Annotated in this window: 11 protein-coding genes; 4 read left to right on the top strand and 7 right to left on the bottom strand. The window is 35.5% G+C overall.

Annotation, left to right across the window (positions count from 1 at the left end; translation table 11 throughout):
• Positions 1 to 588: 588 nt before the first annotated feature.
• The 4 genes from AC07N0_RS09090 to AC07N0_RS09075 form a co-directional block, all read right to left on the bottom strand.
• On the bottom strand, positions 589 to 3,693 hold the full coding sequence (locus AC07N0_RS09090) for an efflux RND transporter permease subunit (RefSeq protein ID WP_494588922.1): 3,105 nt from the start codon (positions 3,691 to 3,693) through the stop codon (positions 589 to 591).
• Between the two features lie 11 nt (positions 3,694 to 3,704).
• Positions 3,705 to 4,760 (bottom strand): efflux RND transporter periplasmic adaptor subunit, encoded by a 1,056-nt coding sequence (locus AC07N0_RS09085; RefSeq protein ID WP_492802392.1) that lies wholly within the window; start codon positions 4,758 to 4,760, stop codon positions 3,705 to 3,707.
• Positions 4,761 to 4,771: 11 nt separating this feature from the next.
• Positions 4,772 to 6,103, bottom strand: a complete 1,332-nt coding sequence (locus AC07N0_RS09080; protein ID WP_494588921.1) for a TolC family protein — start codon at positions 6,101 to 6,103, stop codon at positions 4,772 to 4,774.
• 71 nt (positions 6,104 to 6,174) lie between these two features.
• On the bottom strand, positions 6,175 to 6,603 hold the full coding sequence (locus AC07N0_RS09075; RefSeq protein WP_494588920.1) for a MarR family winged helix-turn-helix transcriptional regulator: 429 nt from the start codon (positions 6,601 to 6,603) through the stop codon (positions 6,175 to 6,177).
• Between the two features lie 269 nt (positions 6,604 to 6,872).
• Between AC07N0_RS09075 and AC07N0_RS09070 the strand changes: the two genes are divergently transcribed.
• The 3 genes from AC07N0_RS09070 to AC07N0_RS09060 all read left to right on the top strand — a co-directional run bounded on the left by AC07N0_RS09070 (position 6,873) and on the right by AC07N0_RS09060 (position 11,008).
• Complete coding sequence (locus AC07N0_RS09070) at positions 6,873 to 9,080, top strand: TonB-dependent receptor (RefSeq protein WP_494588919.1); 2,208 nt, start codon at positions 6,873 to 6,875, stop codon at positions 9,078 to 9,080.
• A 153-nt stretch (positions 9,081 to 9,233) separates the two neighbouring features.
• Positions 9,234 to 9,878 (top strand): hypothetical protein, encoded by a 645-nt coding sequence (locus AC07N0_RS09065; RefSeq protein WP_494588918.1) that lies wholly within the window; start codon positions 9,234 to 9,236, stop codon positions 9,876 to 9,878.
• Positions 9,879 to 9,931: 53 nt separating this feature from the next.
• Positions 9,932 to 11,008: a sensor histidine kinase gene (locus AC07N0_RS09060; protein WP_494588917.1), complete on the top strand. Its 1,077-nt coding sequence runs from the start codon at positions 9,932 to 9,934 to the stop codon at positions 11,006 to 11,008.
• Positions 11,009 to 11,046: 38 nt separating this feature from the next.
• On the opposite strand, the gene AC07N0_RS09055 is transcribed toward AC07N0_RS09060, so the two are convergent.
• Positions 11,047 to 11,598 carry a GNAT family N-acetyltransferase gene (locus tag AC07N0_RS09055; RefSeq protein WP_494588916.1) on the bottom strand — a complete coding sequence of 184 codons (552 nt, stop codon included), beginning with the start codon at positions 11,596 to 11,598 and terminating at the stop codon, positions 11,047 to 11,049.
• Positions 11,599 to 11,668: 70 nt separating this feature from the next.
• Between AC07N0_RS09055 and AC07N0_RS09050 the strand changes: the two genes are divergently transcribed.
• On the top strand, positions 11,669 to 12,457 hold the full coding sequence (locus AC07N0_RS09050) for a LytR/AlgR family response regulator transcription factor (protein WP_494588915.1): 789 nt from the start codon (positions 11,669 to 11,671) through the stop codon (positions 12,455 to 12,457).
• Positions 12,458 to 12,601: 144 nt separating this feature from the next.
• Here the strand turns inward: AC07N0_RS09050 and AC07N0_RS09045 are convergent, their stop codons facing one another.
• Both AC07N0_RS09045 and argH read right to left on the bottom strand, forming a co-directional pair.
• Positions 12,602 to 12,745, bottom strand: coding sequence for a hypothetical protein (locus tag AC07N0_RS09045; protein WP_309912195.1), 144 nt, complete (start codon positions 12,743 to 12,745; stop codon positions 12,602 to 12,604).
• A 92-nt stretch (positions 12,746 to 12,837) separates the two neighbouring features.
• Positions 12,838 to 14,175 (bottom strand): argininosuccinate lyase, encoded by a 1,338-nt coding sequence (argH, locus tag AC07N0_RS09040; protein ID WP_494588913.1) that lies wholly within the window; start codon positions 14,173 to 14,175, stop codon positions 12,838 to 12,840.
• Positions 14,176 to 14,187: the final 12 nt, after the last annotated feature.

Here is a 14,187-nt window from a genome sequence, read left to right as displayed (position 1 = left end):
TAATTCAAATTTGAATTATATTTTTCTTATTTATTAGCAATAAACTTGCCATTTATTATCAATTGTTAATATCTAACTCAAAAAATAGCCCATTATTTCAATTAATTCTATCCAATAATGACTATAACACTACTTAAATATAGTATTGCACAATATTTAAACGAAATAAAGGACAAAAGTAACAAGCTAAGTTTTTTGGCATTAGACGTTTTATGCGGAACAATACAATAATTACATGATTAACAACTTTTTTCAACAGATAAAATTAATTTATACTGCCTGTTTCATTAATACAAAATTTCTTTTGTATTTAACTTTATTATAATCTAACATCTGAATGAAGAGATTGTTAGATTTTTTATTCTTTGTAAATATATTTTCACAAGCTAATAATTCATACTAAACCATTCCATAACCTGTTGTTAAAAGGTGCTATTTATTCAAGTCATATTATAACTAAAAGTCATAGTATAATATTATATACAACTAATAAAAACGTCATTAATCCTTTTTGAGTATTAGTCTTAAAAAGGATTAATGACGTTTTAAGGAAAGCTTTCGCTAGAAAAATAATACTTTATTATCCTGCTAATTATTTGCTTTCTTGCTTCTCCAATTCAAGACTCTATTTTTTAAGCTCTCGATGATGTAGTACATACTTGGTACCAACAACAGCGTTAATAATAGCGAACTAGTTAAGCCTCCTATAATTACCCAAGCCATCCCATTTTTTACTTCCGCTCCTGAACCACTGGCTAATGCAATCGGCAACATCCCTGCTATCATGGCGATGGTAGTCATCAAAATAGGACGTAAACGCTCTTTTCCTGCTTCTATTAAAGCTTCTGTTACAGACATTCCTTTTTCTTTCAAGTGATTAGTAAAATCTACAATTAAGATACCATTTTTGGCTACTAACCCTAATAACATAATCAACCCTACGATGGCAAAAATTGTCAGTGATTCCATCGTCAAAGCCAAGGCTAACAATGCCCCAATCAAAGCAACAGGAATAGAAAACAATACCACAAATGGATAAATAGTACTTTCGTACAACGCCACCATGATTAAGTAAACCAATAAGATACCTAATAACATGGCTAAACCTAAGCTACCAAAAGCATCTGCTTGGCGTTGTGCTTCTCCTTGGTATTCAATAATAATGTCTTCGGGTAGTTTTACAGTACTTAACGTTTTTTGAATATCCGCTACAACAGTTCCTGTAGCACGCCCTACGGTTGAAGCTGTTACTTTGATAGAATTCATACGGTCTGAACGCTCTAACACAGCTTGTCCTACAATTTCGCTAACATTGGCTACTTCTTTTAAGCGAATGATTGCTCCGCGACTATTTCTAAGCGTCAATTCTCTCACATTTTCAATCGAACGCTTATCAGATTTTTCTAAAGAGATATTAATCGGATATTCCTCTCCTCCTTGCTTGAATTTGCTTTGGTCGTTTCCTCTAAAAGCTAATTGTACTGCCAAACCCACCTCAGGAATTGTCAACCCTGCTTTCGTGATTTTTTCACGGTCAAGATTAATGGCAATTTCCGTTTTAGGACTTTTAGTGCTAAATTCTACATAGTCAGTACCGGGTGTTTTACGAACGACTTCTTTCACAATTTTAGCAGTTTCCAAAATCTTATCCATATCTGTACCTTTAATCGCTACTTGGATAGGTGCTTCGCTACCACCAGTCAGTGAAGTAGGGCGAACAACAACTTTTACACCTGGTATTTTTGATATTTCATCTCGCACCAACATTCCCATCGCATCTGTAGAAATTTTACGATGCTCCTTGTCTACTAATGTAACCGAAAGCTCTGCGATGTTTGAATTAGCACTACCTGTGCCCACGGCTCCAGTTTGTGTACCAACATTAGAGAACACTTTGGTTACTTCTGGTTTTTTCAATAAAATGGCTTCTGCTTGTTTCACCATTAAATTGGTTTGTGCTAGTGGTGTTTGCGGAGACATTTCTAATTGTACTGAAAACTCTCCACGGTCGCCTGACCCTGCAAATGATGACCCAATAAAGCCCTTCGCCAATAATGCAATCGACCCAATGAACATCAGGATAATACCGATAAGTACATAGCGTTTATGTCCTAACGTCCATCTCAAGATAGTACCATAATCTTCTTTCAGCCCATCTAAAAAGCGTTCAAAACCAAGGTTTATTTTTCCCCAAAGGGTATCTTCACTGAGGATTTCTATTTTCCCCCAACGCGATGCCAACAAAGGAGTAAGCGTGAAAGAAACAAATAAACTCATTAATGTAGAGAATACTACTACCAAAGAGAACTCACGAAGAATATTCCCAATCAATCCTCCACTCATTGAAAGTGGTAGGAATACCACAACGTCTACTAGTGTAATGGCAATAGCAGTAAAGCCAATTTCACTACGCCCTTCAATAGCCGCTTCCATTTTAGATTTACCCATTTCGAGGTAACGATAGATGTTTTCTAATACCACAATACTATCATCTACTAGAATACCAACTACCAAAGAAAGCCCCATCAAACTCATTAAGTTGAGCGAGAATCCGAATAAGTACATCAAAATGAACGTCGGAATCATGGCCGAAGGAATGGCAATCAATACAAATATTGAACTTCTGAAACTGTGTAAGAAGAACAACATTACTAAACCTACGATGATAATGGCCAGAAATAAATCGTGTATTACTGCATCTGCAGAAGCAAGCGTATAGATAGACTGGTCAGCGGCAATATCATAGCTAAATCCTTTGCTAGCATACTGTGCTTGAATCGTTTTCAACTTTTCTTTTACCAGTTTGCTTACGTTTACAGCATTAGCATCGGCTTGTTTTACAATTTCAATCCCTATACCTGCCTTACCATTATTTCGGTTAAGGGTTTTGGTTTCTGTTTGTGCATCTGTAATGATGGCAATGTCTTTTAATAAAACTCGGCTACCGTCAGCATTTTGGCGAACGATTAGTTCACGAAGGTCTTCTACTTTTACAATTTTTGCATCCAGACGTATAGACGTTCTGTTTTCATTATTCAATACACTACCTGCTGGATAGGAACTATTACTATTGGCAATCAATTGACTTGCCTGTGCCGACGAAATATTGTAGGCTTGTAGTTTATCATTATCAAAAGTAATCTGAATTTCTCGTTCATTACCTCCAATCAATCGAACTGTTCCTACACCTGGCACATTTGATAAAATCGGTTTTAACTTTTGATCAATAAGGTCGTACAAAGCTGGTTCCGACATTTTTGCCGAAGCACTTATCCTTAATACAGGTATTTCGTCGGTATTAAATCTACTCACTACGGGGTCGTCTATCTCATCAGGTAGCGTTGATTTAATTTGATTAATCTTTCTTTCAGCATCTCTTTGCGCATTCAGTGTATTAATTCCTGCTTTCAATTGAATAGTGATTAATGATACACCTTCAGATGATGACGACGAAATTTTATCTACCCCTTCTATGGCCGAAACGGCTTCTTCCACAGGTTTGGTAATTGCATTTTGTACTTCTTCAGACGACGCACCACGATACGTTGTTTGAACGATGATTACGTTAGCTTCAAACTTGGGCAATAAATTATAATTCAGTTGTTTATAACTTACAAAACCAAATAAAATCAACGTCACGAAAATTACTGTAATCAGTAATGGTCGTTTTATGGCTATTTCAGTAATTGACATATTTCTTAAAATTATTGGTTGGTGGTTTTTGTAATTTTACTGCCATTGGCCAAGTTGATTTGTCCACTTGTAACTACTTCTTCACCAGCTACTAAGCCACTAATCACTTCTATGTTTTCGCCTATCTCACGACCAACAGTAATTTTACGGAGTACAGCTGAATTGCCTTCTACTACATATACAAATGGATTCTTCGTACCTTCTGCTAAGGCTAGCTTAGGAATTTGTAGTAAAGTTGCTTTTCTGCCTAAATCAAAATCAACCATTACATAAGTACCCGCACGGAGTACGTTGGTATTCAATAGGAGTTCTACACGATAATTATGGTTTTCATCCCCTTTTGGTGAAATAAACTTTATTTGACCTGAGAAGCTTTTATTTGGAAATACATCAGAAGTAACTTTAGCTGTTTGTCCTAAACGTAATTGATAGACATCTTTTTCATTTACAAAAACGACTGTCTTTAAGTGAATATCATCTGTCACAGTGGCAATGACTGTCCCAGGACTTACATATTCACCAGCAACTAATTTACGAGCAGTAACCACGCCACTAATTGGGGAAATAATATTGCCGTCTTCAATTTGCTGTTTTACTTGTTCTATTTGTAGACGAGTGTTTTCTACATCATATTTAGCATTCACTACACTTAATTCTGTCCCCGCATTTCCTTTGTATAAATCATTGTTTCTAGCATAATCTTGTTCAAGCTTAGAAAGTGTTAATTCATTCGCTTTCAAAGAAATACTTTTCAAACGATTGTCAAGCGTACCGACAATCTGTCCTTTGGCAACACGTGAGCCAATATCAATGGTTAATTTTTGAATTTTACCTTGGATGCCTACGGCAATGGTTGCTTCATTACTCAATTCTAAAGTAGCTGGTAACGATACCTTTCCATCAAAAGGTAATAGTTGAGCTTTGGCTGTTGAAACTGAAACAGGAATAACAGAACGGTCTACTACTACTTTATTGGCTTCAATTTTTTTCTTGTTTCTGAATAAGGTAAAGGCTATCAAGCCTGCGATGGCAAATATTGTGAGGGTGACGATTAATGACTTTTTCATATCTGGTTGAATTAAAATTGACTAATATAGCTTTTTAAGGTTCCTTTAGATTTTTCGTATTCGAGTCTCGAGCTTAAGAAATTTATCAAGGATGTAACATAGTTACTCTGTGCTTCTTTATAAGAATAATCTGAATTGAGTAAGTCAGATAGCGTAGCTACGCCCTTTTGATATTCTAATTCGCTATTATTATAAACCTCTTTGGCTAAATTCAGGTTTTCTCGGTTGGTGGCTAAATCTGATGATGATTTTTGTAGTTGAGCATTCGTATTATGTAACTGCATATCCATCGTATTGCTATTAATTTTCAGATTAGCTCTTGCATTCTGTAGCGTCAGTTCAGCTTGTTGCACTTGGCTGCTCTTGCGATAGCCACTAAAAATTGGCACATTTACTTTCAAACCTATAGACGAAAAATCTATCCAGTTTTTGAAAGATTGATTGATTTCATTGCCAAATGCCATCACTCCATAACGAGCATAGGCACTTACAGTAGGCAAATATGCCGCGTGTTTGCGCTTAACATCAAATTCTTGTAAGAGGATATTATTTTGTTGAATTCTATAATCCAAAAGATTCGTAATATCCCCTGTATTTTCTGCGGAAACTGCCACAAAGCTTTCGTAGTTGCTTATTTCAGAGACATTCAATGGTTCATTCAAAGGCATTCCCATGGCATTTTTCAGTTTATTGATAGCCACTTGTTTATTTGCTTGAAGAATAGATTTCTGAGACAGAATGTTATTCAAGCTTACTTGAGTACGGTCGAATTCGGTTTTTTTGATAACACCTTTATCTAATCGCAATTTTAATATTCCTAATAGCTCACGGTATTTCTTTTCGTTTTCAAGCAATATTTTCTCTTGTTCTACATAAACCAATACTTGAAAATATGCCCCTGTAGTGCTATAGATAAGGTTATCTTGATTTTGCTCTCTTTTCAATAACGAAACTTGATTATTGGGTTCGGCTGCTTTGATACCTACCAACATTGATTTATCATAAATCACTTGGTCTACCTGAGCCGTACCATTGGTATTGTATTGATTACCAAATTGTAAACGAATTTCTGTGGGACTAAAAGCACCTGCTGGAATCACAGAAACCTGTCTTTTTAGGTTATCATCAAAAGTAATGGTTGTATTTACTTGCGGTAAATATCCTGCCAAGGCTTCTCTTGATTTTTCTTTGGCAATCGCTATTTCATTTTCATAAATGCTATTGCTTGTATGGTTTTTCAAGGTAAACTCTATACATTCTTTTAGGGTCATTACCTTTTGAGCTTGCGTTGAAAATCCACTCAGGGCGAACCATAAATAGAAGAGCAATTTTCTCGTTTTCATAAAATATAGTTGATTTGGTTATTATTGAATTTGAAAAGATTGACAACGTCAACCTTTTGAGCAAAAAAAAACTACTTTTCAGCGTTTTCTTTTAATTTGATTAATACACTTTTGAAAATAGCTAAATCTTCATCTGAAATATCTTTAAGGTTCTTATGAGTATTCTGATTGATAATTTCCTCGCATTTTTTCAACATCTCAGAACCATCTTCAGTAATAACAATATGCTTTTTACGACGGTCGATTGAGTCATTTACACGCACGACTAAGCCTAAGTTTTCAAGCTGGTCGATGTGACGCATTACCGCAGATTTATCTTTTTTCATAATATCTGCTAAGTCTGACTGAATCGAATCTTCTTGAGAGAGGATTTTCAAAATAAAATTTTGTTCAGGAGTAATCATCAGACCATTTTCTTCAAAGTTTTTAGCCGTTTGCTTAAACAATGCTTTGATTGTGGTAGCAAATAAAAATTGAAATGAGTTTTGATTAATATCCATGTTATTAGTTGTAAAAATAAATAGTTGACAAATACAACGATCCAAAATTACAACTAAAGTTTTGATTTCCAAATTGCTACACCATTATTTTTTAGAAACTTTTAGTTCCTGCAAACATTCAACGAATAAAATAGGATGATTTCACAATATTCAATTAAAATTCCCTCTTAAAAATCCTTAGTTCATCCATCATAATCATCACTTCATCGGAAATCAATTCAATAAATATTCATTTTGAAGTTGTTTTGAATCGTCAATTAAACAACACGATGATGAAAACCTTTACTTATCTATTAATCCTCTATTTCTTATTTATTGCTACGCAAGTTTTTTCACAAACTACAGTAACAGGTAAAGTACTTGATGAAAAAGGCAAAGGCTTACCAGGGGCAAACATCTCTTTGAAAGGCTCTTATGACGGTGCTACTGCTGATGCTGATGGAAATTTCAAATTCACTTCTACTGAAAAAGGTGAACAAGTACTTGTTTGTACTTTTGTAGGCTTTGATACTTTCAATAAGAGTATTTTGATGAATGAGAAGAATATTGAAATTATTTTCAAGCTTAAAGAATCAGCCAACGAACTAAATACTGTCACTGTTACAGCAGGTACTTTTGAGGCGTCAGACGAAAAGAAAACAACGCTAATAAAGCCACTAGATATTGTAACTACTGCGGGTGGTGGAGCCGACATTACTCAAACCATGACATTGCTAACACCAGGGTCTCAACGCAATGGTGAATCTACAGGGATGTTTGTCAGAGGAGGCTCGGCACAGGAATCTAAAATTTTGATTGATGGGCTAACTGTTCAAAATGCTTATAATACAGCTTCACCTGATGTAGCCTCTCGTTCACGCTTCTCTCCTTTTCAGTTCAAGGGTTCAGCTTTTTCAACAGGTGGTTATTCTGCACAATATGGGCAGGCTTTATCAGCCGTATTATTGATGAACACCACTGATTTAGCGACGGAATCAAGTTATACTGTCAATGCCAATTTTGCACAACTTTCTACTGCTTATACAAATTTATCCGACAACCATTCAATCAGTGGAACGCTGGCTTATACTAACCTTACACCCTTATTCAAGATATACCCACAAAATATAGATTGGGTGAAAATTCCAGAACAAATTAATGCCGCAGCATCCTATCGCTTGAAACCTTCGGCAGATGCAGCCTTTAAACTAGATGCAGTATATGCCAAAAGCGAGTCTGGTATGATGTTCAATAATACCGAACAAAATCTTTCGCTTTCACGATTTGGGGTAAAAAACAATAACATCCTAATAACAAGTACGTATCAAAAAGCATTAGACAAAAATGCAGCATGGGTATTAAAATCTGGCGCTTCTTATTCTTATAACAAAGATATCCTAAGCGTAAATGCTGATGCTTTTGAAAAAACTGAACAGCGTTCTCAATTCAGAGCTGTAGCGATAAAGTCATTTGATAATGGTTCAAATATTTTGTTTGGTACAGAAGGACATATTGCTGAGTATGGTTTAACAATAGCCCAAGCTTTGAGCGATGCAAAGCAATATAAATTAACGGATAATTTTGAAGCCTTATTCTCTGAATCAGAGTTTTACTTAACCCGTAAATTGGCTGGTAGAATTGGTGTTAGAGCCGAGCATTCATCCTTAGCATCAGGCTTTAATGTAGCACCAAGATTTTCTTTGGCTTATAAAACAGGTCTTTATTCTCAAATATCAGCCGCAGGAGGTAGCTTTTACCAAACACCTGATTTTCAATACTATTACTATAACAAAACGTTAGGGTATGAAAAAGCCACTCATGCAGTATTGAACTATCAAGTTATTAAAGATAACCGTACTTTCAGGGTAGAGGCTTATTATAAAAAGTATTCAAACTTAGTTCGTGAATATCCTGCCCAAGAAAATTATTTTGATGCCAATCCTCAACGTTTTCCAAATGGGAGAACAGATAATTCGGGTTTTGGCGATGCTCAAGGGCTTGATGTATTCTTTCGTGATAACAAATCTTTTAAGAACGGGCAATTGTGGATTAATTATAGTTACTGCGACTCTAAACGTTTGTCTGGCAATTACCTTACTGAAACGCAGCCTAGCTTTGTCTCAAACCATAACCTAAATGTTATTTACAAACAATACATTGCCAAACCTATGATGACGGTTTCGGGAACATATTCCTTCACGAGCGGTCGCCCCTACTATAATCCGAATAATCCAGTCTTTATGTCCGACCGCACGCCTGCTGTACATAATACCAGTATTTGGATTAATTACTTAACCAACATCAAAGGCAATTTTATGGTAGTTTACTTTTCAGTTGATAATATCTTAGGAACGCACAATGTCTATAATTATCGCTATTCAGATGATGGCAAGACACGCACAGAAGTAAGACCAGCGGCTTATCGTATGATTATGCTTGGTACATTTATCACGATTTCTAAGAAAAAGGTATTGCCAGAAGATATGCGTAAAAATTGATAAAACACAAACATTTTTCACGCTAAGAAAACGATAACTCACCCCTTGAAATACTTAGTTCATCAGAATTACATTCATTCAAAAGCTAGCATAACCTACTTTTGAAACATCAAAAAGAAAATACTCACACAAAAAACATAACCGAATATTATCATGAAAAATCTATTCTTAACCTTCGTTATTGCATTAACAGTTTTTATCTCAAAGGCTACCGATAACGAACGCTTTAATAAAGCCATGGGCGAAACCTTGGGACAATTAGGACAAGCCAAAGACGTAACAGCATTTCAGGAAGTGGCCAATAAATTTGAAAGAATAGCGAGTTCAGAAGCTACAGAATGGTTGCCTAATTATTATGCTTGCTTGACGTATACATTAATTGCGATGCAACAAAAAAATGGTGGTGATATCGATAAGTACTTAGATAAAGCCGACACTTTTGTAGATAAATTAGCACAGCAAAAAGTGACAAGCTTAGACGAAGTAGAAGTATTGAAAGCACAAATAGCTATGATGCGTATTTCAGTAGATGGACAAGCGAGATTTATGAAATACGGTTCAGCTTTTGAAGGAGCTGTCAACAAAGCAAAAGCTATTAATCCTGAAAACCCTAGAGCGTATTCATTAAAAGCTCAAATGATTTTTTATACGCCAGAACAATTTGGTGGAGGTGCTAAAAATGCTTGTCCTGAAATCCAAAAAGCCTTAGAAAAATTCGCTAACTTCAAAGCAATAAGCCCAATCAGTCCAAACTGGGGCATAGAGCAAATCAAGGGCATGGCGAAGGCATGTAATTAAGAAAATAAACTTATACATGAATCATGACGGTGTAAAAGCCGTCATTCATTTTTATGGCAAAGGAATTAAAATCAGGTTTTTGGGGGCGTTTCTGGTTGATAGGCTTTTTTACTGTAATGGCCTTTAATGGACATTTCTATTTTATCATCGCTATTATCAGAGGGAAAAGCCAATACAAGGATTTTTTTATTAATGTAATTTACAGCAATATCTATGATGCCACTATGATGATTGGTTTGTGCTGGCTATTCATCAAGTTTGGTTCTTTCAGTAAATCTTCCTTAGTAAAGCATAGTATTTTAACCCTCTGCATGATTGTCTCGGCCATCCTAAAATTTTTTAGTTTTTCTTTTCTATACGGCCTTTTTGAAGAAAATACACCTGAGAGAGTCTCTAACTTTTCCAGAGACAATTATGATTTATTCTTTGTATTAGGTCCTATACTTGGCGCTAATATTATCTACTATTGGTTTACGCATGAACGCACTAGGCTTATTAAAATGACTGAACAGGAATATCAACTATTGCAATTAAACGACCTTAAAATCAGGGCAGAATTAGAGGCATTAGAGGCTAAAATCAATCCCCATTTTTTGTATAATTCTTTGAATTCTATCGCTTCGTTAGTACACGATGACCCTGACAAAGCTGAACACATGGTATTGAATTTATCAAAATTCTATCGCTATTCAACAGGACGAAGTCAGGAACATTTTGATACCTTAGAGAACGAATTAGAGATTGTAAAGACTTATCTGGAAATTGAAAAAATCCGTTTTGATGAGCGATTGGTTTACTCGGTTGAATTTGAGGATGAAGTTTTTAGAAAATATAAAATACCGAGATTTTTGTTACAGCCTATTATAGAAAATGCCATCAAACATGGTATTTCAAAAATTGCAGGACAAGGTATCTTGAAAATTAAGGTCTCGCAGGAACAAGACAACTTAATTATCAAGATTTTTGATAACGGTGTTCCCTTTCCAGATAATATTTTTTCTGGTTATGGTTTAAAATCTATCCAAGATAAACTTCGCTTACTTTCAGGCGAACATGCTTCGATGGAACTGACCAATAAACCAGAGAAAGTTGTTATTATTGCTTTGCCGATAGATAGTGATAAGCTGTGAGCCGTGAGTTATGAGCTTTGAGCTTTTTAAATCTTAGTCTAGCGGATTTTTAGTTTCCAGTTTTTAACTTGCATTTTTTCGATGTGCTGTACTTCGGCAATGCCAAATTCTTTAAAACCTGCTTTTTTGAGTACGTTTTGAGAAGGTAAATTAAAAAATGGAGTATCGGCAATAATGGTTTTTAACGATGGTTCAAGGCTTGCCCAATCTATTAAACAATTCAGGGCTTCGGTAGCATAACCTTTTTCACGGTGCTTGCCATCAATAAAATAGCCTACCATGGTTACCCCATCTTGGTCTGGAAATCCTGCAAAGCCAATACCACCAATAGAAATATTTTCAGCAACTAAAACTATTTCCCAAGTAGTGTACCAAAAAAAAATGTCAGAATTTTCAGCCGTCATCGGAAGCCAAAAATTAACTAAAGCATCCAAAGTTTCAGCTTTGTCAAAATCATTAATTTCCCATGTAGATGGATTTAAACCTAATTTTTCCACCATCTTATCTCTACTTTGAATAAACCAAAGCGTCAATAAATCATTATCTAAAGGTATTAATTTTAAGCGCTCAGAATATATTTCTATCATCATTATCTCCACGATTGGCCATATCGTGTGTATCAAAAAGTAATCAACGATTTGGCAAATCGTGATAAAAACTATGTTTAAAACAATATTAATCGACGACGAAAAACTAGCTATCAATCGCCTCGAAAGATTGCTTGGCAAATATAACGATACTTTTGAAATAATAGGGCGTGCAAACAATGGAGCCGAAGGGCTTTCGCTAGTAGAAACGCTCCGTCCTGATTTAATTTTTTTAGATATTGAAATGCCTGTCATGACTGGCTTCGAAATGCTTTCTCGCCTTACTTTTATGCCTTTGGTGGTTTTTGCTACGGCTTTCGACGAATATGCTATCAAAGCTTTTGAAGAAAACTCAATAGATTACCTTTTGAAGCCCATAGAATATGAAAGATTGGATAAAACTGTGCAGAAATTAATGCTCTGGCAGTCGAACACTGTTGCCAAAATAGAACAGCCTAGCAATCAAGAGAATCTATTTAATGATAATCTACTAAAAATGATTGAGGCAATGAAGCCTAAAAAGGCTATTAGTTCTATTTCCGTAAAAACGGGCAACAAAATATTATTGATTGATTTACAAGATATTAGTCATTTTGAGGCTGATGATAAATATGTTTTTTTGATTACCCTCGACGGACAAAAATATTTAACGAGTTACACGATTTCTATTCTTGCAGAGAAATTGCCTTCTCCTCAATTCTTACAAATTAGTAGAGCAAACATTGTTAATACTCAGAAAATCAAAGAAATAGAAAAGCATTTTAACGGAAAATTTCAGATTACGATGAAGGATAAAGCACAAAGTAAAATGATGTCTGGTGGGACTTTTGGGGAAGCTATTAAGGCTTTGTTTGAGATTTAGGTTTTTGGGCTTGAGGACGTTAGACTAGAAGACGCTAGACATAAGACTAGAAGATGAAGAGTTTTAGATTTGAGGACTAGAGGACTTTAGGAAGTGAAGATTTTAGGACAAAAAATCACTAATTCACAATTCACTAACTCACAACTACTTAAAGATTCCTTTCGCTATTAAATACGGCACGATTAACCAAAGTAATCCTTTGATTAAGAAAAAGAAAAAACCTGCCCAACCTAAGCGTTTGAGCCATGCACGAAAGTCTTTTTTGGGTGGTTGATTATTATTTTCCAAAGTTTGTAATGATGGTTTTCAGTTTAACGCCATTCTCTTTTAAATAGTTTTCAACTCAATGATTTTTCTCTCATTGAGTTGAAAAGCATCTACTATTTTAATAAATCATCTACGGCATTTTGTACTTTTTCAAAGCCAAATCTTCCTACTACTTCTTGCATCATGGCTGTAATTTGGTCGTTGCACAAATTGCCAATACTACCTTCATGACTGTGTTTTAAATCACGATTGGGCGTATAAGTGTCTGAATTGATTTCGTTACCGATAATTTTATAAGCCTCACGGAAAGGTACGCCTTGTAATACTAACTCGTTTACTCGTTCTACCGAAAATAATAAATCATATTTGGCGTCTTCCAAAATACCTTCTTTTACTTGAATATTCGAAAGCATGAAGTAAGTCATGTCCAAACAATTGAGTATCTCATCAAAAGCAGGCATCAATATTTCTTTCAAAATCTGCATTTCACGATGATACCCCGAAGGCAAATTGCCCATTACCAACATAATTTCATTAGGCAGTCCCTTCAATCTATTGGTTTTCCCTCTTAACAATTCTGCTACATCGGGATTCTTTTTATGTGGCATGATAGAACTACCCGTTGTCATTTCATCTGGCAATTTGATAAAGCCAAAATTCTGCGAGTTATACAAGCAAATATCCATCGCCAATCTTGAAAGCGTTGAGGCAAATTGAGCAATGGCTGTAGTAGCAAACAATTCCGTTTTACCACGCGACATCTGAGCGTAGACTACATTATAATGTAAATTATCAAACCCTAATAACTCAGTAGTCATGGTACGGTTCAAGGGAAATGACGAACCATAACCTGCCCCCGAACCTAATGGGTTTTTGTTGGCTAAACGATAAGCTGTTTGCAACATTTCCATATCATCCACCAAACTTTCAGCATAAGCACCAAACCATAACCCGAAACTTGAAGGCATTGCAATTTGTAAGTGCGTATAGCCTGGCAATAATACCTCTTTGAATTTTTCACTTAAAGCAATCAACAATTCAAACAATTGGTTAGACGACTCAGCTACTTCTTGCAAACGGGTACGGGTAAAAAGTTTTAGGTCTACCAACACTTGGTCGTTGCGCGAACGTCCTGAATGTATTTTTTTACCAGCTTCCCCCAATTTACGCGTAAGCATCAATTCTACCTGCGAGTGAACATCTTCAATACCTTCTTCAATGATAAAATCCCCTGCTTGAATAGTTTGATAAATTGCCTTTAGTTCTTCTTGAATGTCAGATAGCTCTGACTTTTCAAGCAAGCCAATGCTTTCTAACATCTGTGTATGAGCCAAAGAACCCAGTACATCAAATTCAGCGAGGAGTACATCAAATTCAGGGTCACGCCCAACGGTAAATTTTTCAATTTTTTCGTTTACCGAAACATTATCTTTTTGCCAGAGTTTGCTCAATTTTTTATCTTT

The organism is Arcicella sp. GW821-FHT09D11 (genome assembly GCF_059416265.1).
The sequence above is the reverse complement of the archived record's forward strand: the minus strand, read 5'-3'. Positions and strand labels throughout refer to the sequence as shown.

Bases quoted from the DNA above. Each gene is read 5' to 3' on its own strand.
- AC07N0_RS09090 (WP_494588922.1), bottom strand. From the start codon at position 3,693: ATGTCAATTACTGAAATAGCCATAAAACGACCATTACTGATTACAGTA.
- AC07N0_RS09085 (WP_492802392.1), bottom strand. From the start codon at position 4,760: ATGAAAAAGTCATTAATCGTCACCCTCACAATATTTGCCATCGCAGGC.
- AC07N0_RS09080 (WP_494588921.1), bottom strand. From the start codon at position 6,103: ATGAAAACGAGAAAATTGCTCTTCTATTTATGGTTCGCCCTGAGTGGA.
- AC07N0_RS09075 (WP_494588920.1), bottom strand. From the start codon at position 6,603: ATGGATATTAATCAAAACTCATTTCAATTTTTATTTGCTACCACAATC.
- AC07N0_RS09070 (WP_494588919.1), top strand. From the start codon at position 6,873: ATGATGAAAACCTTTACTTATCTATTAATCCTCTATTTCTTATTTATT.
- AC07N0_RS09065 (WP_494588918.1), top strand. From the start codon at position 9,234: ATGAAAAATCTATTCTTAACCTTCGTTATTGCATTAACAGTTTTTATC.
- AC07N0_RS09060 (WP_494588917.1), top strand. From the start codon at position 9,932: ATGGCAAAGGAATTAAAATCAGGTTTTTGGGGGCGTTTCTGGTTGATA.
- AC07N0_RS09055 (WP_494588916.1), bottom strand. From the start codon at position 11,598: ATGATGATAGAAATATATTCTGAGCGCTTAAAATTAATACCTTTAGAT.
- AC07N0_RS09050 (WP_494588915.1), top strand. From the start codon at position 11,669: ATGTTTAAAACAATATTAATCGACGACGAAAAACTAGCTATCAATCGC.